The organism is Halomonas sp. 1513, from assembly GCA_001971685.1.
Classification (GTDB): domain Bacteria; phylum Pseudomonadota; class Gammaproteobacteria; order Pseudomonadales; family Halomonadaceae; genus Franzmannia.
In genome coordinates, this window is sequence record CP019326.1 from 1139358 (window position 1) to 1158432 (window position 19075).

Annotated in this window: 18 protein-coding genes; 12 read left to right on the forward strand and 6 right to left on the reverse strand. The window is 68.0% G+C overall.

What is annotated here, in order from left to right; all coding sequences use genetic code 11:
• Window positions 1-74: 74 nt before the first annotated feature.
• From BWR19_05255 to BWR19_05280, 6 genes are all read right to left on the reverse strand, one after another.
• Window positions 75-1034, reverse strand: a complete 960-nt coding sequence (locus tag BWR19_05255; protein APX92394.1) for a carbohydrate kinase — start codon at window positions 1032-1034, stop codon at window positions 75-77.
• Window positions 1031-2698, reverse strand: coding sequence for a glucose-6-phosphate isomerase (locus tag BWR19_05260; GenBank protein APX92395.1), 1668 nt, complete (start codon window positions 2696-2698; stop codon window positions 1031-1033). Before BWR19_05260 ends, BWR19_05255 begins: the two co-directional genes overlap by 4 nt.
• A gap of 115 nt (window positions 2699-2813) precedes the next feature.
• Window positions 2814-3695, reverse strand: a complete 882-nt coding sequence (locus BWR19_05265; GenBank protein APX92396.1) for an aldo/keto reductase — start codon at window positions 3693-3695, stop codon at window positions 2814-2816.
• Window positions 3692-4606, reverse strand: a complete 915-nt coding sequence (locus tag BWR19_05270) for a D-hexose-6-phosphate mutarotase (GenBank protein APX92397.1) — start codon at window positions 4604-4606, stop codon at window positions 3692-3694. The genes BWR19_05265 and BWR19_05270 overlap by 4 nt, the downstream gene beginning before the upstream one ends.
• A gap of 18 nt (window positions 4607-4624) precedes the next feature.
• Window positions 4625-5590 (reverse strand): glucokinase, encoded by a 966-nt coding sequence (locus BWR19_05275; protein ID APX94907.1) that lies wholly within the window; start codon window positions 5588-5590, stop codon window positions 4625-4627.
• 21 nt (window positions 5591-5611) lie between these two features.
• Window positions 5612-7504: a phosphogluconate dehydratase gene (locus tag BWR19_05280; GenBank protein ID APX92398.1), complete on the reverse strand. Its 1893-nt coding sequence runs from the start codon at window positions 7502-7504 to the stop codon at window positions 5612-5614.
• A 178-nt stretch (window positions 7505-7682) separates the two neighbouring features.
• Here BWR19_05280 and BWR19_05285 point away from each other — a divergent pair, with 178 nt between their 5' ends.
• The 12 genes from BWR19_05285 (at window position 7683) to BWR19_05340 (ending at window position 18982) form a co-directional block, all read left to right on the forward strand.
• Complete coding sequence (locus BWR19_05285) at window positions 7683-8684, forward strand: type I glyceraldehyde-3-phosphate dehydrogenase (GenBank protein ID APX92399.1); 1002 nt, start codon at window positions 7683-7685, stop codon at window positions 8682-8684.
• 182 nt (window positions 8685-8866) lie between these two features.
• Window positions 8867-10033 (forward strand): GNAT family N-acetyltransferase, encoded by a 1167-nt coding sequence (locus BWR19_05290; protein APX92400.1) that lies wholly within the window; start codon window positions 8867-8869, stop codon window positions 10031-10033.
• A gap of 75 nt (window positions 10034-10108) precedes the next feature.
• Window positions 10109-10456, forward strand: a complete 348-nt coding sequence (locus BWR19_05295) for a cell division protein FtsB (protein APX92401.1) — start codon at window positions 10109-10111, stop codon at window positions 10454-10456.
• Complete coding sequence (locus BWR19_05300; protein APX92402.1) at window positions 10453-11163, forward strand: 2-C-methyl-D-erythritol 4-phosphate cytidylyltransferase; 711 nt, start codon at window positions 10453-10455, stop codon at window positions 11161-11163. The genes BWR19_05295 and BWR19_05300 overlap by 4 nt, the downstream gene beginning before the upstream one ends.
• A 2-nt stretch (window positions 11164-11165) precedes the next feature.
• Window positions 11166-11651 (forward strand): 2-C-methyl-D-erythritol 2,4-cyclodiphosphate synthase, encoded by a 486-nt coding sequence (locus BWR19_05305; GenBank protein APX94908.1) that lies wholly within the window; start codon window positions 11166-11168, stop codon window positions 11649-11651.
• Window positions 11644-12690 carry a tRNA pseudouridine(13) synthase TruD gene (locus tag BWR19_05310; protein ID APX92403.1) on the forward strand — a complete coding sequence of 349 codons (1047 nt, stop codon included), beginning with the start codon at window positions 11644-11646 and terminating at the stop codon, window positions 12688-12690. The genes BWR19_05305 and BWR19_05310 overlap by 8 nt, the downstream gene beginning before the upstream one ends.
• A gap of 32 nt (window positions 12691-12722) precedes the next feature.
• Window positions 12723-13469, forward strand: a complete 747-nt coding sequence (locus tag BWR19_05315; protein APX92404.1) for a 5'/3'-nucleotidase SurE — start codon at window positions 12723-12725, stop codon at window positions 13467-13469.
• Window positions 13456-14136, forward strand: coding sequence for a protein-L-isoaspartate O-methyltransferase (locus BWR19_05320; protein ID APX92405.1), 681 nt, complete (start codon window positions 13456-13458; stop codon window positions 14134-14136). Before BWR19_05315 ends, BWR19_05320 begins: the two co-directional genes overlap by 14 nt.
• The gene (locus BWR19_05325; GenBank protein APX92406.1) at window positions 14133-15089 is read left to right on the forward strand and encodes a DUF368 domain-containing protein; all 957 of its coding nucleotides are present in this window, start codon (window positions 14133-14135) and stop codon (window positions 15087-15089) included. Before BWR19_05320 ends, BWR19_05325 begins: the two co-directional genes overlap by 4 nt.
• Window positions 15082-16269 carry a peptidase M23 gene (locus BWR19_05330; protein ID APX92407.1) on the forward strand — a complete coding sequence of 396 codons (1188 nt, stop codon included), beginning with the start codon at window positions 15082-15084 and terminating at the stop codon, window positions 16267-16269. The genes BWR19_05325 and BWR19_05330 overlap by 8 nt, the downstream gene beginning before the upstream one ends.
• Before the next feature lie 103 nt (window positions 16270-16372).
• A complete protein-coding gene (locus BWR19_05335; GenBank protein ID APX92408.1) occupies window positions 16373-17353 on the forward strand; it encodes an RNA polymerase sigma factor RpoS in 981 nt (326 codons plus the stop codon).
• Window positions 17354-17506: 153 nt separating this feature from the next.
• On the forward strand, window positions 17507-18982 hold the full coding sequence (locus BWR19_05340) for a type I secretion protein TolC (protein APX92409.1): 1476 nt from the start codon (window positions 17507-17509) through the stop codon (window positions 18980-18982).
• Window positions 18983-19075: the final 93 nt, after the last annotated feature.

Here is a 19075-nt window from a genome sequence, read left to right on the forward strand (position 1 = left end):
TATCCCGCTGGCAACCCGCAGCCGCTCGCGCCAGGCTCAGCCCTTGACCGCGCCGGCGGTCATGCCGGAGACGCTTACCCGCGCAGCGCCTCGAGATCGGCGCGGGTCGGCAGCGCGGCATAGGCGCCGGGACGCGTCACCGCATGGGCGCCGCAGCGGCACGCTACCTCCAGATAGCCGGTAAGGCGCGCGGCGTCGTGCCACCAGTCGTCGCCCGCTGTCTCGGCGAGCATCGCCAGCAGGCCGCCGATGAAGGCGTCGCCGCCGGCGGTGGTATCCACTGCCCGAACGCTGGGCGGCGTTACCTCGAGGTGCTGGCCGGCGCCGAATGCCTCGACCTTGCCAGGACCATCGGTGATCACCGCCAGCCTGACCCCGCGGGCCAGGCGCTCATTGATCCAAGCGTCGGCGGGGTGGTCGGCACGCAGGTAGTCGAGCTCGTCGCGTGACAGCTTGATCAACTGGGCGCAGTCGAGCAGCTGGGTGACCAGGCTGATGTCGGCACTGCCTGCATCCCACAGATTGTGACGCAAATTGGCATCGACGCTGACCAGCGAACCGGACTTGGCCGCCATCTCGGCCATGGCCAGGGTAGTGTCGGCGATCTCGGGTTCGGTGAGGCTGTTGGTGCAGACATGCACGATGGCCGGCTCGGCGAAGACCCCCGCCGGCAGGTGCTCGAGGCGGTAGAGCAGGTCGGCGGCGGGCGGGCGGTAGAAGTCGAAGGTTCGCTCCCCCGCGGCATCGCGAGAGACGAAGGCCAGCGCCGTGCGCGCCTCGCGGGTGCGCACCACGCCGCGGGTATCGACGCCGTGGGCGGCGAGTTCACTGGCCAGGAAGTCGCCGAAGTAGTCGTCGCCGAGCATGCCCAGGAAGCGGCTGGGCACGCCGAGCCGCGCGCAGGCGACCGCGACGTTGGCCGGGGCGCCGCCGGCGTAGGGGGTGAAGGTCTCGGCGGTGCCGTCCCCGGCGTCGCCGAGGCGGCTGGAGAGCATGTCGACGAGCGCTTCGCCGAAGGCGATGACCGGCATCATGAGGAGGTCTCCTGCTTGCCACCCTTGCCTTTGGCCTTGGGTTTGGCCTTGTCGTTGGCGGCGTGAAGAGGGAAGTGGCCGCGCACCAGCTGCAGCAGGCCCTGGGTCGAGGCGTCGAAGTCGCTGGCGTTGGTGTCGATGCGTTCGCTGATCTCGCCGGCGATGCGCTTGCCGAGCTGCACGCCCCACTGATCGAAGGAGTTGATGTTCCAGATCACCCCCTGGACGAACACCTTGTGCTCGTAGAGCGCGATCAGCGCACCGAGATTCTTGGGCGTCAGCTCATCCAGCAGCAGCGTGCTCGATGGGCGGTTGCCGGGGCAGCTGTAGGGGTCGTGCTGGCCGTGCTCCTGGTTGTCGCCCTGGCTGCCCTCCATGAAGGCATTGGCCTGGGCCAGCATGTTGGTCAACAGCGCGAAGTGGTGGTCCTCGAAGCCGGGCTCGGGCTTGAGCGACGCGATGAAGTCGATGGGCACGTAGCGGGTGCCCTGGTGGAGCAGCTGGAAGAAGGCGTGCTGGCCGTTGGAGCCGGTCTGGCCCCAGACGATCGGCCCGGTCTTGTAGTTGACCGGATGGCCGAAGATGTCCACCGACTTGCCGTTGGACTCCATGTCGAGCTGCTGCAGGAACGACGGCAACTGATGCAGGGCCTGGTCATAGGGCACCACGGCCTGGGTCTCGGCGCCGACGAAGTTGATGTACCAGATGCCGATCAGCGCCATCAGCACCGGCATGTTCTCGGCAAACGGCGCCTCGATGAAGTGGCGGTCCATCTCATGGGCGCCCTCGAGCAGCTCCATGAAACCCTCGAAGCCGATCGACAGCGCGATGGGCAGGCCGATGGAGGACCACATCGAGTAGCGCCCGCCGACCCAGGCCCAGAACTCGAAGACGTTCTCCTCGCGGATGCCGAACGCCATGGCCGCGCGGCGGTTGGTGGAGGCGGCGATGAAGTGGGCGCCGACGTCGGCGTCTTCGCCGGCATTGTCGAGGAACCAGCGGCGTGCGCTCTTGGCGTTGAGCAGCGTCTCCTGGGTGGAGAAGGTCTTGGTCGAGACGATGAACAGGGTGGTGGCCGGGTCGAGGCGGCTGAGCACCTTCTGGATATGCGTGCCGTCGACGTTGGAAACGAAGTGGAAGCTGAGCTCCGGGTGGCGATACTTGAGCAGCGCCCGACAGGCCATGTTGGGGCCGAGATCCGAACCGCCGATGCCGATATTGACCACGTCCTTGATGCGCTTGCCGCTATAGCCCTTCCACTCGCCGCTGCGCACCTCCTCGGAGAAGCGCTTGATCTGCTCGCGGGTGCGCTGGATCTCGGGCATCACGTCCTGGCCGTCGACGAACACCGGGCTGTCGCCGAGGTGGCGCAGCGCGGTGTGCAGCACCGGGCGGTCTTCGGTGACGTTGATGATATCGCCGGAGAACATCTGCGCGCGGCGCTGGACCAGCGCCGAGTGGTCGGCCAGTTCGAGCAGCTTGGCGAGGACCTGGTCGGAGACCTGGTGCTTGGAGTAGTCGAGAAACAGGCCGCCGACCCGCAGGCTCATCTTCTCGAAGCGCTGCGGGTCGGCGCGGAAATAGTCGCGGATGCGCTCGTCGCGGGTTTGCTGGTGCAGCCGCTCGAGGGCCTGCCACGTCACACTGCGGGTCAGTTGGAACATGCGTGTCTCCTGTTATTGTAGGTGGCCTCGATGCGCCATCGGCAGCCTGGCCATATTGAGTCAAGTGAATCGTGTCATCTTCGGCGTGGCACTGGGCGCTCTTGCTGCGAGTCGCCTAGGCGACTCGCTCGCTGCGCGCCTCCTCGAGCAGGGCGTACCAGGTGCTGCGCTCCAGGGTGAGCCTGGCGCCGGCCCTGAGCTCCTCGATGCGTTCGCCGCGCAGGGTGCCGATCACCGGCACCGGTGAGCCGGGCAGGGCGCGCAGCCAGGCCAGGGCCAGGCCGGCGGCGCTGGTCTCGAACTGCGGCGAGAGCCGCGACAGGCACTCGCCGAGCACGTCCTCGAACACCACGCCGCCGCCCAGCGGCGACCAGGCGAGGGGGCGAAGCCCGTCGCGGGTCAGGGCGTCGAACAGGCCGTCGAACAGCGGCTCTGGGTGGGCCAGCGACAGCTGCAGCTGATGGCAGGTCAGGCGATGGCGCATGGCGCCCTGCAGGCGGCGCCACTGCTCGGGCAGGAAGTTGGAGACGCCCACTGCGCCGAGCTTGCCGGCATCGATGGCATCATCCAGCGCGCCGGCGGTCGCCTCGACGTCCATCAGCGGGTCGGGCCGATGCAGCAGGAAGTGGTCGAGGCGCGCCACCCCCAGGCGTGCCAGTGCGGCATCGATGGCGGCATTGAGGTAGGCCGGCGAGCTGTCGTAGTGCTTGACGCCGTAGCTGGAGGGATCGCGGCCGGGGGTGACGATGCCGGCCTTGGTGACCACCTTGACCCGCGCCGCCAGGCTCGGGCGAGCGCGCAGCGCGTCGCCGAACAGCGTCTCGGCGCGGCGGTCGCCGTAGATGTCGGCATGGTCGAACCAGTCCAGGCCCTGGTCGAGGCGCGCCTCGATCCAGTCGGCCAGCCGCTCGGGGGCATGCAGCTCCTCGCGCTCGTGCAGGCGCATCATGCCGAGCAGGAAGGGGGCGTCGATGCGGGGGGCGTCGCTGGCGTTCATGACTGCGTCTCCAGGCTCAGGGTGGTGCCCAGCAGGTGCTGGGCGCCGGGCACCAGCCATACCGGGTCGAGGCGCGTGCAGGCGGCCTCGATGCACAGGAAGTGGCGGCCGGCATCAATGGGGGTGTCATCGGGCAGGGCGGTGCCGGGATGCCAGACCACCGTGGAGTCGCTGCCCTGCTTGGCGATATTCAGGCGGCGGCGGCCGTCGTCGAGCAGCACCTCGCGGTTGGAGTGATAGATGCGGTCCAGCGGCCCGCGCACGCCAAGCTCGCCCTGCTGTTCGCACTCGGCAAAGCCGGCCAGCTTGTCCAGATAGCGGGCGCCGGCCAGCCCCTCGATGCGGCACTGGCGAACCTCGTCGACGCCGAGATAGCTGTGCAGGGCGGCGCTGAACTTGATCGGCGTCTCGCCAAGATGCTCGGTGATCAACTCGACGTGCAGGCGCTGGGCGTTGGCCTGGATCACCGCCCGCGGCACCAGCTGGCTGTGCAGCCGGGTGGCCGGGGACAGGTGCAGCTCGACGCCGCCGTCGTGCTCGTCGACGGCCTCCAGCGTCCAGTCGGCCTTGCGTGCCGGGCCGTGCATCGGCCCCGAGCGGTCCGGCGACTCGTCGGCGGTGTGCTCATCGGCAAACCACGGCCAGCACAGCGGAATCCCGCCGCGAATCGCCCCGGGCAGCGTCTGGGGCGTGGGCGTTACCCATAGCCAGCCGTCATCGTCGGCGCGGCCAGAGTCTTCGGCTGTCGCGGCGTCGGGCGACGGTTGAAAATGTAACACCTGAGCGCCCTGCAGCGAGACGGCAAGCTGGCCCCAGGACTCATTGGCCAGCCACACCTCGCGACCGGCCCACTCGGTGCGGCGCTGGCCGCGGGTAGCGTCGAGCAGCGTGCGCAGCGACTCGGGAATCATTCGACCTCCTCTGTCGAGTTACTCGACTTCTTGATTGTGCAGGGCTTCGGCGGCGCCCAGCAAGCCGGTCCACGGTGCGGTGACGACCCGCACCGGAATCTCGGCATTGTAGGGACTCATGCGGCCTTTGTCGGCAAAGGCCTCGGCGAAGCGGCTGCGCGGCAGCCAGTCGAGCAGGCGTGGAATGATCCCGCCGCACAGATAGACGCCGCCGCGCGCGCCCAGGGTCAGGGCGGCATCGCCGCACACGTCGCCGAGGATCTTGAGGAAGCGCTTGACGGTATCCGCGGCCACGGGGTCGCCCTGGTCGGCCGCCGCGGTCACCTCGGCGGCAGTGCCGTAGCGCGGCGTGGCGCCCTTCAGCGAGCAGTGCGCGGCGTAGAGGTCGGCCAGCCCCTGGCCGCTGAGGATGCGCTCCACCGACACGCGGCCGTAGCGATTGCGGAAATAGCGCAGCAGGTTCTGCTCGCGCTCGTCGCTGGGGGCGAAGGTCACGTGACCGCCCTCGCCGGGCAGCGGAATCCAGGCCTGGCGTCCGGGCACCAGCCCGGCCACGCCAAGCCCGGTGCCGGGGCCGATCACCAGTCGCGTGGCCCTGGCATCGGCGTGGCCCGGGGTGACGCTGACCAGCTCATCGTCGCCGACATGAGGCACGCCGAGGGCCTGGGCGGTGAAGTCGTTGAGCGTCTTGAACAGCGACAGGTACAGCGCTGCCTGCACCTCTTGCTTGGCGAAGTCCCAGTGGTTGTTGGTCATGCGGATGCGCTCGCCGTGCACCGGGCAGGCGAACGCCAGGCACGCCTCGCGGGGCGCCAGCTCGCCCGAGTGCTCGACCCGTGCCAGGTAGTCGCGCACCGCTTCCACCAGCCCCGCATAGTCGGCGCAGGGCAGGCTGAGAATATGCTGGGGCTCGACGGCGCCGGGGGTGACCAGGGCGAAGCGGGCGTTGGTGCCGCCGATATCGCCGATCAGCGCGGGTCGGATCGAGGCCGGTCGCGGCATGGCTCAGGCATCCTCTTCGTGAATCTGATCGACCTGACGCGCCAGGTCGTCGGCCTCGAAGCCGCCGAACACCCCGGCGCCTTCTTCTGCGCGCATCGCCAGGTGGCGGAAGCCACCGAACAGCTCGCGGCCGAGGCCCACGTGATAGTGATCGAGATCGCCGATGCGGCGTTCGCGGTTGGCCCACTCGCCGGCGGCGAGCTTGACCTCGAGGGTGCCGGCATCGGCATCCAGGCGCACGATGTCGCCGTCGCGCAGCTTGGCCAGCGGGCCGCCATCGAGGGCCTCGGGGCTCATGTGAATGGCCGCCGGCACCTTGCCCGAGGCACCCGACATGCGCCCGTCGGTGACCAGTGCCACTTTATAGCCGCGGTCCTGCAGCACGCCCAGGTAGGGGGTCAGCTTGTGCAGTTCGGGCATGCCGTTGGCCTTGGGGCCCTGGAAACGCACCACGGCGATCACGTCGCGGTCGAGTTCGCCGGCCTCGAAGGCGCCCTTGAGGTCGTTCTGATCCTCGAAGATCTTGATCGGCGCCTCGACCAGACGATGCTCGGGCTTGACCGCGGAGATCTTGATCACGCCGCGGCCCAGGTTGCCGTCGAGCACGGTGAGCCCGCCGGTGGCGGCGAACGGCTTGGCCACCGAGGCCAGCACCTCGCTGTCGAGGCTCTGCTCCGGGCCTTCGCGCCAGGTCAGCTTGCCGTTCTCGAGGAACGGCTCCTTGGTGTAGGCGCTGAGGTCGGTGCCGAACACCGTGGGGATGTCGTGATGAATCAGGCCGGCGCCGAGCAGCTCGCGGAACAGCAGGCTCATACCGCCAGCGGCCTGGAAGTGATTGATATCGGCCTGGCCGTTGGGATAGACCTGCATCAGACTCGGCGTGACGGCGGAGAGCTCGGTGAAGTCGTTCCAGTCGATGGTGATGCCTGCCGCGGCGGCCATCGCCACCAGGTGCAGGGTGTGGTTGGTCGAGCCGCCGGAGGCCAGCAGGCCGACGATGGCGTTGACGATGGCACGTTCGTCGATCTGCTTGTAGAACGGCCGATACTCGCCGCCGGGTTCGCTGTTGCGGATCGCCTGTTCGGTGGCGAAGCGGGTCAGCGCCTCGCGCATCTCGGTGCCGGGATTGACGAAGGAGGTGCCCGGCAGGTGCAGACCCATCATTTCCATCATCAGCTGGTTTGAGTTGGCGGTGCCATAGAAGGTACAGGTGCCGGGGCTATGGTAGGACTCCGACTCGGCCTCGAGCAGCTCCTCGCGGCCCACCTTGCCCTCGGCGAACAGCTGGCGCACACGCGCCTTCTCCTTGTTGGGCAGGCCGCTGGGCATGGGACCTGCAGGCACGAACATCGCCGGCAGGTGGCCGAAGCGCGCCGCGCCGATGAACAGGCCCGGCACGATCTTGTCACATACCCCGAGGTAGAGCGCGGCGTCGAACATGTTGTGGGACAGCCCCACGGCGGTGGCCATGGCGATCACGTCGCGGGAGAACAGCGACAGTTCCATGCCCGGCTGGCCCTGGGTCACGCCGTCGCACATCGCCGGTACGCCGCCGGCAAACTGGGCGGTGGAGCCCATGGCCCTCGCCGCGGCCTTGATGGTCTCGGGGAAGGCTTCGAGCGGCTGGTGGGCCGAGAGCATATCGTTGTAGGACGAGATGATGCCCAGGTTGGCGCTGTTCATCAGCTTGAGCTGATCCTTGTCCTGGGCGCCGCAGGCGGCGAAGCCGTGAGCCAGGTTACCGCACGACAGTTCACCGCGATGCACGCCACGCCGATGCTGGTCGGCCATGCGCTGTTCGTAGAGGGCACGACGCTCCGCCGAGCGCTCGCGGATTCGGGTGGTGACACGCTGGACCGTGGCATTGAGAGACGGCGCTGTGGTGGCCATGGGCAACCTCGTTAGACGGTGGGTGGTGGCAATGTTGGTAAATTTAGCAAAAAAATGCCTTGAATGTCGTCATCCTTTGGGCCAAATTAGCTTTCAGACGTAGGATAGTTCCAGGAAGACGTTTTTACACTCAAACAGACAGCGGATAACAGCTGCTACCGACAGAACGCACGAGGATGCCGCCATGACGTTACGTATCGCCATCAACGGATTCGGCCGTATCGGCCGCAACGTGGTTCGCGCGCTTTACGAAAACGGCTTTCGCCAGCAGGTCCAGGTGGTTGCCATCAACGACCTGGGCGACCCGTCGCTCAACGCTCATCTGCTCAAGCATGACACCGTTCACGGTCATTTTCCTTTCGCCGTCGAGCATGATGAAGAGAGCCTGAGCATCGACGGGGATCGCATCCAGATTCTCTCCGAGCGGGACCCGGCGCAGCTGCCGTGGCAGCGCCTCGAGGTCGACCTGGTCATGGAGTGCACCGGGCTGTTCACCAAGCGCGATGCCGCCGCCAAACACCTCGCGGCCGGTGCCGGTCGAGTACTGATCTCGGCGCCGAGCCCGGATGCCGACGCTACCGTGGTGTTCGGTGTCAACGAGGACGTGCTGACCGCCGAGCACAAGGTGGTCTCCAACGCTTCCTGCACCACCAACTGCCTGGCGCCGGTGGCCAAGGCGCTCAACGATGCGGTGGGTATCGAGAACGGCCTGATGACCACGGTGCACGCCTACACCAACGACCAGAACCTGTCGGATGTTTACCACAGCGACCCCTACCGGGCGCGCAGTGCCACCCATTCGATGATCCCCACCAAGACCGGTGCCGCCGCCGCGGTGGGCCTGGTGCTGCCGGAGCTGGCCGGCAAGTTCGACGGCCTGGCGGTGCGCGTGCCGGTGATCAACGTCTCGCTGGTCGACCTGGTGTTCAACGCCGGGCGCGATACCAGCAAGGAAGAGATCAACGCCATCGTCGCCAAGGCGGCGGAGGGATCGAAGGTGCTGGCGGTCAACGCCCAGCCGCTGGTCTCCATCGACTTCAATCACGACGCCCACTCTTCGACCTTCGACGCCAACCACACCCGCGTCAATGGCCGGCTGGTCAAGGTGATGGCCTGGTACGACAACGAATGGGGCTTCTCCAACCGTATGCTGGACACCGCGCTGGCCATGGCCGCGGCGCGCTGATCCACCCCGCGTAGCGATATCATGCCGGCGCGGCCGTATCGCGCACTCACGGCTCCGCTCGCGCGGTTGCGACGGCATGATGTCCTACTTCTGCTCGCCACAGGGGCACCTTCGGGTGCCCCTGTGGCGTTTGTGCGGCGGCGGAGTATGCTGGGCGAGAACGCCATCAACGCGAGACACGCATGACCCATCTCGAACCTCCCCCCGCCGCAGCGACGCTGCAGGTGCGCGAAGTGGCGGCGATGAGCGCCGTGCCGCAGGCGGATTGGAATGCGTTAGTCGACGATGATCACCCGTTCCTGCGCCATGAGTTTCTCGCTGCGCTGGAAGCCAGCGGTGCGGTGACAGAGGGCAGCGGCTGGGTGCCGCGCCATCTGACGCTGTGGCAGGGCGACGCACTGGTGGGGGCGCTGCCACACTACGACAAGTACCACTCCCGCGGTGAGTACGTCTTCGACTGGGCCTGGGCGGACGCCTGGGAGCGGGCCGGCGGCGCCTACTACCCCAAGGGGCTGTCGGCGATTCCCTTCACCCCGGCGCCGGGGCCGCGTATGGCGCTGGCTGACGGAATCGAGCCGTTGTCTGCGGCGCGCGCCTTCGCCGTGGCACTCGAAGCCCAGCCGCGCTCCAGCTGGCACCTGCTGTTCGCCGAGTTCACCCAGGTCGAGGCCTGGCAGGCCGCCTGGCCGTCGCTGCTGACGCGCCACGGTGTGCAGTTCCAATGGCAGGATCGCGGCTTCGGCGATTTCGACGGCTTCCTCGCCGCCATGACCACCAAGCGGCGCAAGGCGATCCGCCGCGAGCGCCGGCTGGTCGCCGAGCAGGGGATAACCCTGCGGCGACTGGTCGGGCGAGAGATCGACGCCGCGGCGCTGGCGCACTTCTACCGCTGCTACTGCATCACCTACCTCGAGCGCGGCCAGCAGCCCTATCTCTCCCACGCGTTCTTCGAGCGGCTGCGCGAGACCATGCCCGAGGCGCTGGTGCTGATCCAGGCTCGGGTCGCAGGCAAGCCGGTGGCCGCTGCGCTCTGCCTGCAGGGGTCGCGTACCCTCTATGGCCGCTACTGGGGCAGCGAGGTGGTGGCCGACTGCCTGCACTTCGAGGCCTGTTACTACCAGGGCATCGAGCACTGTCTGGAGCATGGCTTGACCTGCTTCGATCCCGGCACCCAGGGCGAGCACAAGTTGAGTCGCGGCTTCGCGCCGGTGGCGCTGCGCTCGCTGCACCATATCGCCGACCCGCGACTGCGCGATGCGGTGGCCCGCTTCTGCGACGACGAGCGGCGTCACGTCGAGGCCTACCGACTTCAGGCTGCGCAGTCGCTGCCGTTCAAGATGCCCAACTGAGCAGCGCTTGCGGGTCGCGGTAGCGGCGGCGTTGGTGGCATAATGCCGGCCACTATTTCGTGACAGGATGTCTCCATGCTCAAGTGGCTCGCCATCGTGCTGGTCGGCCTGATTGCGCTGCTGCAGTACCAGCTGTGGTTCGGCGACGGCGGCGTGGCGGAGCTTGCCGATATTCGCGCGCGCGCCGACGCGCTGGAGGCGCAGAACGTGCCGCTGCGCGCGCGCAATGCGCGGCTCGCCGCCGAGGTCATCGACCTGCAGACCGGCCTCGATGCCATCGAGGAGCGCGGGCGCAGCGATATCGGCATGGTCCGCGCCGACGAGCAGTTCTACTGGGTGCCGGGTGTCGTGGCCGAGAGCGCCATCGTTGAGCAGCGTGCCCTGCAGTCGGCCACCCAGGCCGGCGAAGAGGCCGTGCCATGAGCCGGCTGTGGCTGATCGTACCGGCCGCTGGGGTAGGGCGGCGCATGGCCGCCGACTGCCCCAAGCAGTATCTGCCGCTGGCCGGCAGCACCGTGCTGGCCCAGACTCTGGCGCGGCTGCATGCCGCCTTCCCCACGGCCACGCTGTGCCTGTGCCTGGCCCGCGACGATGTCTACTTCGATGCCGCCATGGTGCCGTTCGCCGACTGGCGCCGCATCGGCGGCGGCGCCGAGCGGGCCGACTCAGTAGCCGCGGCGCTCGCCGCGATCGCCGCCGAGGCGCTCGATGACGACCCGGTGCTGGTACACGACGCCGCGCGGCCCTGTGTGAGCGTCGACGACTTGGCTCGCCTGCAGGCGGCGCTGATCGATGAGCCCCACGGCGCGCTGCTGGCCGTGCCGGTGGCCGATACCATGAAGCGCGCCGCGGCGGATGGCCGGGTCGCGCGTACCGAGCCCCGCGACGCGCTGTGGCACGCGCTGACGCCCCAGGGCGCGCGCTACGGTCTGCTCTGCGATGCCCTCGCGGCGGCCCGAGCGCGCGGCGTGGCGCCGACCGACGAGGCCTCGGCGCTGGAGGCCATGGGGCTCGCGCCACGGCTGGTGGCGGGGCGCCGCGACAATCTCAAGATCACCCATCCCGACGACCTGGCGCTGGCCGAGCAGATCCTCGCCGCCCAGGCGGCGCAGCACAAGGCACTGACATGACCCTGCGTATCGGCCACGGCTTCGACGTTCACCGCTTCGGCGAGGGCGACTCCCTGATCATCGGCGGGGTGCGGATCCCCTTCGACCACGGCTTCGTCGCCCACTCCGACGGCGACGTGCTGCTGCACGCGATCAGCGACGCGCTGCTCGGCGCCTGCGCGCTGGGCGACATCGGCCGTCACTTTCCCGACACCGACCCGGCCTTCGCCGGCGCCGACAGCCGCGAACTGCTGCGCCAGGTGATGGGCATGGTGCATGAGGCCGGCTATCGGGTCGGCAATCTCGACGCCACGCTGATGGCCCAGGCGCCCAAGATGGCCCCGCATGTCGCCGCCATGGCCGCCAATATCGCCGCCGACCTCGGCGTCGCGCCAGGCGCGGTCAACGTCAAGGCCACCACCACCGAGCGACTCGGCTTCACCGGCCGGGGCGAGGGCATTGCCGCCGAGGCGGTGGTGGTGTTGATGGCGGCTGGCGACCATGAGTGAGTCCTGGCCGCCGGCCTGGCCGCGAGTGCTCGACGCCGAGTTCGGCGCGCCTGTGCCCGGCGAGTATCGTGCAGCGCCGGAAGATTTCGTGGTCGAGGAGTGCCTCGATTTCACCCCCGAAGGCCAGGGTGAGCACCTCTGGCTGTGGGTCGAGAAGCGAGACCTCAGTACACTGGAGGTGGCGCGTCGGCTGGCGCGGGCCTGCGAGGTCACGCAGCGCGACATCGGCTATGCCGGGATGAAGGATCGCGTGGCGGTGACCCGCCAGTGGCTGTCGGTGCACCTGCCTGGGCGAGAGGCGCCCGCCGACCTCGCCGAGCGCCTGGCCGACACTCCGCTGGTGCTGCTCGAGCAGCAGCGCCACCCGCGCAAGCTCAAGCGCGGAGTGCACCGTGCCAACCGCTTCACCTTGCGCCTGAGCGGCGCGGTGGTCGACGACCCGCGGCTCGAGGCGCGCTGGCGGCGGCTGATCGACGCCGGCGTGCCCAACTATTTTGGCCCCCAGCGCTTCGGCCCGGCGGGCCGCAACCTGTCCAAGGCGCGGGCGATCCTGGCCAAGGGCTGGCGCAAGCGCGACGACCGTGAGGGCATGCTGCTCTCCACCGCACGCAGCTATCTGTTCAACCAGCTGCTGGCGCGGCGTATCGCCGCCGGTGACTGGGCCACGCCGGTGGACGGCGAGCTGCTGGTGCTCGACGGCAGCGCCAGCCAGTTTGCCAGCGCCAGGGTAGACGCCGAGCTGCTCGAGCGCGCCGCGCGTCTCGACGTGCATCCCAGCGGGGCGCTGTGGGGCACCGGTGATGCGGCGACCAGCGCCGCGGCACTGGCACATGAGCAGGCGGTGATCGCCGCCGAGCCGGCGCTGGCCGAGGGGCTGGTGCGTGCCGGGGTGCGCATGGCGCGGCGGCCGCTGCGCGTGCGGCTCGGCGAACCCAGCCTCGAGCGCCATGCAGGCGCGCTGACGCTGCGTTTTGCGCTGCCGCGGGGCGCCTTCGCCACCGCGGCACTACGCGAGCTGATCGAGCATCCGAGCCTATGACATTCGACCCTTATCGCCAGCGGGAGACCTGAATGCGCAAACTGTTACTGTCCAACGACGACGGCGTGCATGCGCCCGGCCTTCACGCTCTGTATCAGGCGCTCAGCCCGCACGCCAGGCTGCGGGTGGTGGCGCCGGATCGCGACAAGAGCGGCGCCAGCAACTCGCTGACCCTGACCCGGCCGCTGGCGCTCAGCGCCATGGACAACGGTTTCTACAGCGTCGACGGCACCCCCGCCGACTGTGTCTATCTGGGCGTCAACGGGGTCTGGGACGACAAGCCGGACCTGGTGGTGTCGGGCATCAATCACAGCGGCAATCTGGGCGACGATGTGCTCTACTCGGGCACCGTGGCGGCGGCCATGGAGGGGCGCAACCTGGGCATGACGGCAATTGCCATGTCGCTGGTCGGCACCCGCTACTTCGAGACCGCCGGGCGTGTCGCGGCGAGCCTGATCGGCGGCGCCGAGCAGCTCTCGCTGCCGCCGCGTAGCCTGCTCAACGTCAATGTGCCGGACCTGCCGTGGGAGGAGATCCGTGGCTTCAAGGTGACCCGGCTGGGCTTTCGCGGCCCCGCCGCGCGGCCGATGAAGGTCGAGGATCCCCGCGGCCGTGTGCGTTACTGGATTGCGGCGGTGGGCGAGAATGCCGATGATGGTCCGGATACCGACTTTGCCGCCGTCGAGGCGGGCTATGTGTCGATTACGCCGCTGCAGACCGATCTGACCCGACATGCGGCACGTGAAGACGTTCAAGGCTGGCTGGATGCACTCACCTGATTTGAGCCGCGACAGACTACGCGGGGTCGGCATGACCTCGCAGCGCACCCGCGACCGCCTGGTGGCACGCCTGGCGGCGGCGGGCATCGACGATCTCGAGGTGCTCGAGGTGATCGGCCGCGAGCCGCGCCACCTGTTTCTCGACGAGGCGCTGGCGCATCGCGCCTACGAGGACACCGCGCTGCCCATCGGCCACGGCCAGACCCTCTCGCAGCCGTGGATGGTGGCGCGCATGACCGAGCTGGTGGTAGCCGAGGCGCCGCAGCGTGTGCTGGAGATCGGCACCGGCTCCGGCTACCAGACGCTGATCCTGTCGCGACTGGTGCCGCTGCTGTGGTCGGTGGAGCGTATCCATGCCCTGCATCAGCGCGCCGGCCAGCGCCTGCGCTGGCTGCGCGCCAACAACGTACGCCTGCGCCTCGCCGACGGTGGCCACGGCTGGCCCGAGGCGGCGCCCTATGACGCCATCCTGCTGACCGCCTGTGCCAGCGAGCTGCCCGAGGCGCTGCTGGCGCAGTTGGCCGATGGCGGCGTCCTGATTGCCCCGCTGGAAGCGCCCGACGGTCGCCAATGGCTGACCCGGGTGCGTCGCCGCGGGGCACGATTCGATTACCAGCGGCTCGAAGGAGTACGTTTTGTGCCGCTGCTGGAAGGAGTCATTCGTTGAAGCGTTATACGTCCGTGTTTCTCAAGGGTGCCGGGATGGGCGCAGCCGATGCGGTGCCCGGCGTCTCCGGGGGCACCATCGCCTTTGTCACCGGCATCTACGAGGAGCTGATCCATTCGATCAAGCAGTTTGGCCCCAGCGCCTTCGTTGCCTGGCGGCGAGGCGGCCTGGTCCAGCTCGCCATCCATCTCAACCTGAGATTTGTGATACCGCTGGTGCTGGGCATTGCCGCCAGCCTGATCAGTGTTGCGCATCTAGTGGTGTGGCTGATGGAGGCGCAGCCGGTGCTGCTGGATGCCTTCTTCTTCGGCCTGGTGGCCGCGTCGGCCTGGGTGGTGAGCCGCAGCCTGCCGGACTGGCGGCTGTGGCATATCCTGCCGCTGGTGGGGGGACTGCTGCTGGCCAGGGCCCTGCCGGCACTGATGCCGCTCATCCAACTGCTCGGTGCCGACTACCTGATGCTGGTGGTGGGCGGCGCGATCGCCATCAGCGCGATGCTGCTGCCCGGGGTGTCGGGCAGCTTCCTGCTGCTGACCATGGGCCTGTATGGCCCGGTCATGGCCGGCATTCGTGGCTTCGATCTGACCCTGATCCTGCAGTTCGGCGCCGGCTGCGCGCTGGGGCTGTTCTTCTTTTCGCGACTGTTGTCGTGGTTGCTGCGCGCCTACCACACCGCCACCCTGCAGCTGCTGATCGGCTTCATTGTCGGCTCGCTGCCGCTGCTGTGGCCATGGCGTGAACTGGTCAGCTACCGCTTGGGCGCAGGCGATCAGATGATTCCGCTGGACTACCGCTACTTGCTGCCCGGCGACTACGCCGTGCTCGTCGGGGGTTCGGCACAATTGATTCCCGCGCTGGCCTTGATGCTGGCGGGGCTGTTATTGGTGTTGGCGATCAGCCGTGGGAACCAGGCCCCGGCGCGCCGGCATGAGGAGGAAGGTTCCGATGCGTAAGGCTTTACTCGTATCCGCCGTGGCGCTGGCCATGACCGGCTGTGCGGCACAGCAGGGCGGCGATACCCAGCGCGTGCAGGTGCGCGATTTGACCATGAGCCGCGAGCAGTCGCCGGCCAGCCAGTACACCGTGGAAGCCGGTGATACCCTCTACGGCATTGCCTGGCGCCACGACATGGACTTTCGTGAGCTGGCCCAGCTCAACGATATCGGCCCTCCCTATCGGCTACAGCCGGGGCAGCAGCTGCGCCTGGCCGAAGGCGCCCAGGTCGAGAGCCGCGACGGCGAGCGCCAGCGCGGCGTGCAGGTCAGCGGGGCCGTGGACGTCGACCAGCAGGACGGCGACCTGAGCTGGCTGGCGCCGGATGAGGCGACCATCGAGCGCAACCGCCGCCTCACGGCGCAGCCGCTGGAGGATTCCGGCACCAGCGCCGAAGCCCTGGAGGGCGCGGCAATGGCCGGCACCGTTGAGGCCCCCAGCGATGCGCCGGGGCCGCTATTCGACTACTCGAGCCCCGGCGCCGACGGCCGCTTGAGCGAGCGCGATCAAGCCGAACGCGAGGCCCTGGCGCGCGAGCAGGCTGAGCGTGAGCAAGCCGAGCGCGATGCCGCACCGACTGAGGTGGCCGTGGCGGCCAGCGAGGAGGCGGGCACCGACCCCGAGCCCGATCCCCAACCCCAGGTCAGTGACACACAGCCGTCATCGACCAGCGGCGATACTCAGGATAGCGACGCCGGCACCGCGGTGGCGGGGCAGGCCGAGAGGCCTTCCAGCGAGCGCAGCCAGCGCAGCTACACGCCGGTGGCCGAGGTCGACTGGCAGTGGCCGGCGGACGGTGAATTGATCGGTCGTTTCGGCGAGGGCGGCAGCATTACCGCCGGCATTGATATCGGCGGACAAAAGGGGCAACCTGTCAAGGCAGCAGGTCCCGGCATCGTGGTGTATGCGGGTAGTGGCGTACGCGGCTACGGCAACCTGATCCTCCTCAAGCACAATGATGAGTATCTCAGCGCCTATGCCCATAACGACACGCTCAGCGTGGCCGAGAACGACGTGGTCGAAGCCGGTGAAACCATCGCCACCATGGGCGACACCGATGCCGACAGCGTCAAGTTGCACTTCGAGGTGCGCCGCAACGGCCAGCCTCAGGACCCCCTGGATTATTTGCCATCGCGCTGATGTCGATGGCCCGCGGTACAACAACAACAGACAGCGGCGGCTCACGTTCGTGATGCCCGATGAGTCGCCGGCATGACCGGGCAGTGCACAACGGGGTAGTGATATGAGCATGATCGAACAGGACCTTCAGGACGTCGACAACGCCGAGGTAGAGATCGTCGACGACGTCATTGACGACGAGGAAGTCACCAGTGCCAAGGAAGAGCAGGAGTTCGAAAAGGCCCTCAATCGTGAGGAAAACACCTATCACCACAGCCTCGATGCGACCCAGATCTACCTCAACGAGATCGGTTTCTCGCCGCTGCTGACCCCCGAAGAAGAGGTGCATTACGGCCGCCTGGCCCAGGCCGGCGACCCTGCCGGTCGGGCGCGCATGATCGAGTCCAACCTGCGCCTGGTGGTCAAGATCGCCCGGCGCTACCTCAACCGTGGCCTGTCGCTGCTCGACCTGATCGAGGAGGGCAACCTGGGCCTGATCCGCGCGGTAGAGAAGTTCGATCCCGAGCGCGGCTTCCGCTTCTCGACCTACGCTACCTGGTGGATTCGCCAGACCATCGAACGGGCGCTGATGAACCAGACGCGCACCATTCGCCTGCCGATCCACGTGGTCAAGGAACTCAACATCTACCTGCGTGCCGCGCGCGAGCTGACCCAGAAGCTCGATCACGAGGCGACCGCCGAGGAGATCGCAGACTTCCTCGACAAGCCGGTGGCCACGGTCAAGAAGATGCTGGGGCTTAACGAGCGGGTCTCCTCGGTGGACTATCCGATGGGCGGCGAGAGCGACAAGCCACTGATCGAGACGCTGACCGACGACAACGACCTGGGGCCCGAGTCGTCGCTGGTCGACGTCGACGTCAAGCAGCACGTCGACGAGTGGCTGGCCGAACTCACCGAGAAGCAGATGGAAGTGGTGGTGCGCCGCTTCGGCCTGCGCGGCCATGAGGCGGCGACCCTCGAAGAGGTCGGTGAGGAGATCGGCCTGACCCGCGAGCGCGTGCGCCAGATCCAGGTCGAGGCACTCAAGAAGCTGCGGCGCATGCTCGAGAAGCAGGGGTTGTCGCTGGACGCCATCTTCGAGTGACGGTGACCGAAAACGATGCTCTCAGCGCGGGTGGCCAAGGCCGCCCGCGTTGCATGTTATTTGCACCTCGCCAGGCGATGATTGCCGAGAGACGCCTTGCACACCCGTCATGCGCCGCTGGCTGGCGACACGGGGCATACCGCTAAGGACCGAATGAGAACCGCCATGACATCCAATCGCACTTCCCCGTTTCCTGCCCGGCGCTGGCTGGTGCTGTTGATCGGTCTGGCCGCAGCGCCGGCCCAGGCCACCGACCTGCTCAGCGTGGCTCGCGATGCACTGCTCAATGATGCCGGGCTGGCCTCGGCGCGGGCCGAGCTGGAGCGGGTTGGCGCCGGCCGCGACGTCGAGCGCGGCGGTCTGCTGCCGCAGCTCAGCGCCGGCTCGAGCCTGACACACAACCGCACCTATTCATCCCAGGGGCGCGGTGGTCAGGTGGGGGACCCTGGCGGTGTCGGCGATGGATTGGTGGTCGACGACGAGCAGGACTTCAACTCGCTGAGCATCAGCCTGGATGCCAGCCAGGCGCTATATGATGCCAGCCGATTCGCTCAGCTTGAGCGCGCCGAGCGGCTCACCGGCCAGCAGGCGCTGTCGCTCGAGGTCGCCGAGCAGCAGCTGCTGTTCGATGTGGCCAGCGCCTACTTCGAGATCCTGCGCGCTGCCGATATCCTCGAGGCGCGACGCTCTCAGGAGACCGCCATCAGTCGCCAGCTGGAGCAGGCCGAGGAGCGCTTCGAGGTCGGCCTGACGGCGATCACCGACGTGTTCGAGGCGCAGGCCTCGTTCGACCTGGCGCGGGCCCAGCGGATCGCCGCCGAGAATGCCCTGCAGATCAGTTTCGAGGCCCTAGAGCGCCTCACCGACCAGCGCTATGCGAGCATCGACGGCCTCTCCGACGAGCTGCCGGTGGAGCCGCCGTCACCGGCCGAGCGCAATGCCTGGGTCGAGATGGCGCTCCTCAACAGCCCCATGCTGATGATGGCCGAAGCGGGTATCGAGGTGGCGCGTAGCGACCTCGACATCGCCCGCGCCGGGCGTCTGCCGACCCTCGAGGCGTTCGCCAACTACCAGTATTCGGACACCGACCGCAGCGGCGTGTCGGGTTACAACTCCGACAGCCAGCTGGGGCTGCGCGCCAGCGTGCCGCTCTATACCGGCGGCACCACCAGCGCCCAGATCCGCCAGAACACCTTTGGCCTGGAGGTCAGCCAGTACGATTTCGAGGCCCAGCGCCGCGACACCGTGCAGCAGGTGCGTTCGCTGTATACCCAGGTCAGCAACGATGTGGAGACCGTCGAGGCGCGGCGTCAGGCGATCGCCTCCAATCAGAGTGCGCTGGATGCGACACGCTCCGGCTACGAGGTCGGCACGCGCAATATCGTCGATGTGCTCAACGCCGAGCAGAACCTGTTCAACGCCATCGCCGACTACGCCGAGGCGCGCTATGACTACGTGCTGGGACTGCTCGAGCTGCGCCAGCAGTCCGGCACCCTCGACGGCGAGGCGATCCAGGGGGTGAACCAATGGCTCGATGCCAGTCAGGGGATCTCCCTGGATCTGCCCGACGAGGCGGGTGACGATCACCCGGCGATGAATATCGGCACGCGCCCCGCGCCGCCCGCCTGATGGGGCGTTGTTCTTTTTATTGCTTTAAAAGCAGTCCAAGGCGCCATATTTTCTCCAAAATATGGCGTTTTATTTCGTGTAATTGCCATGGGA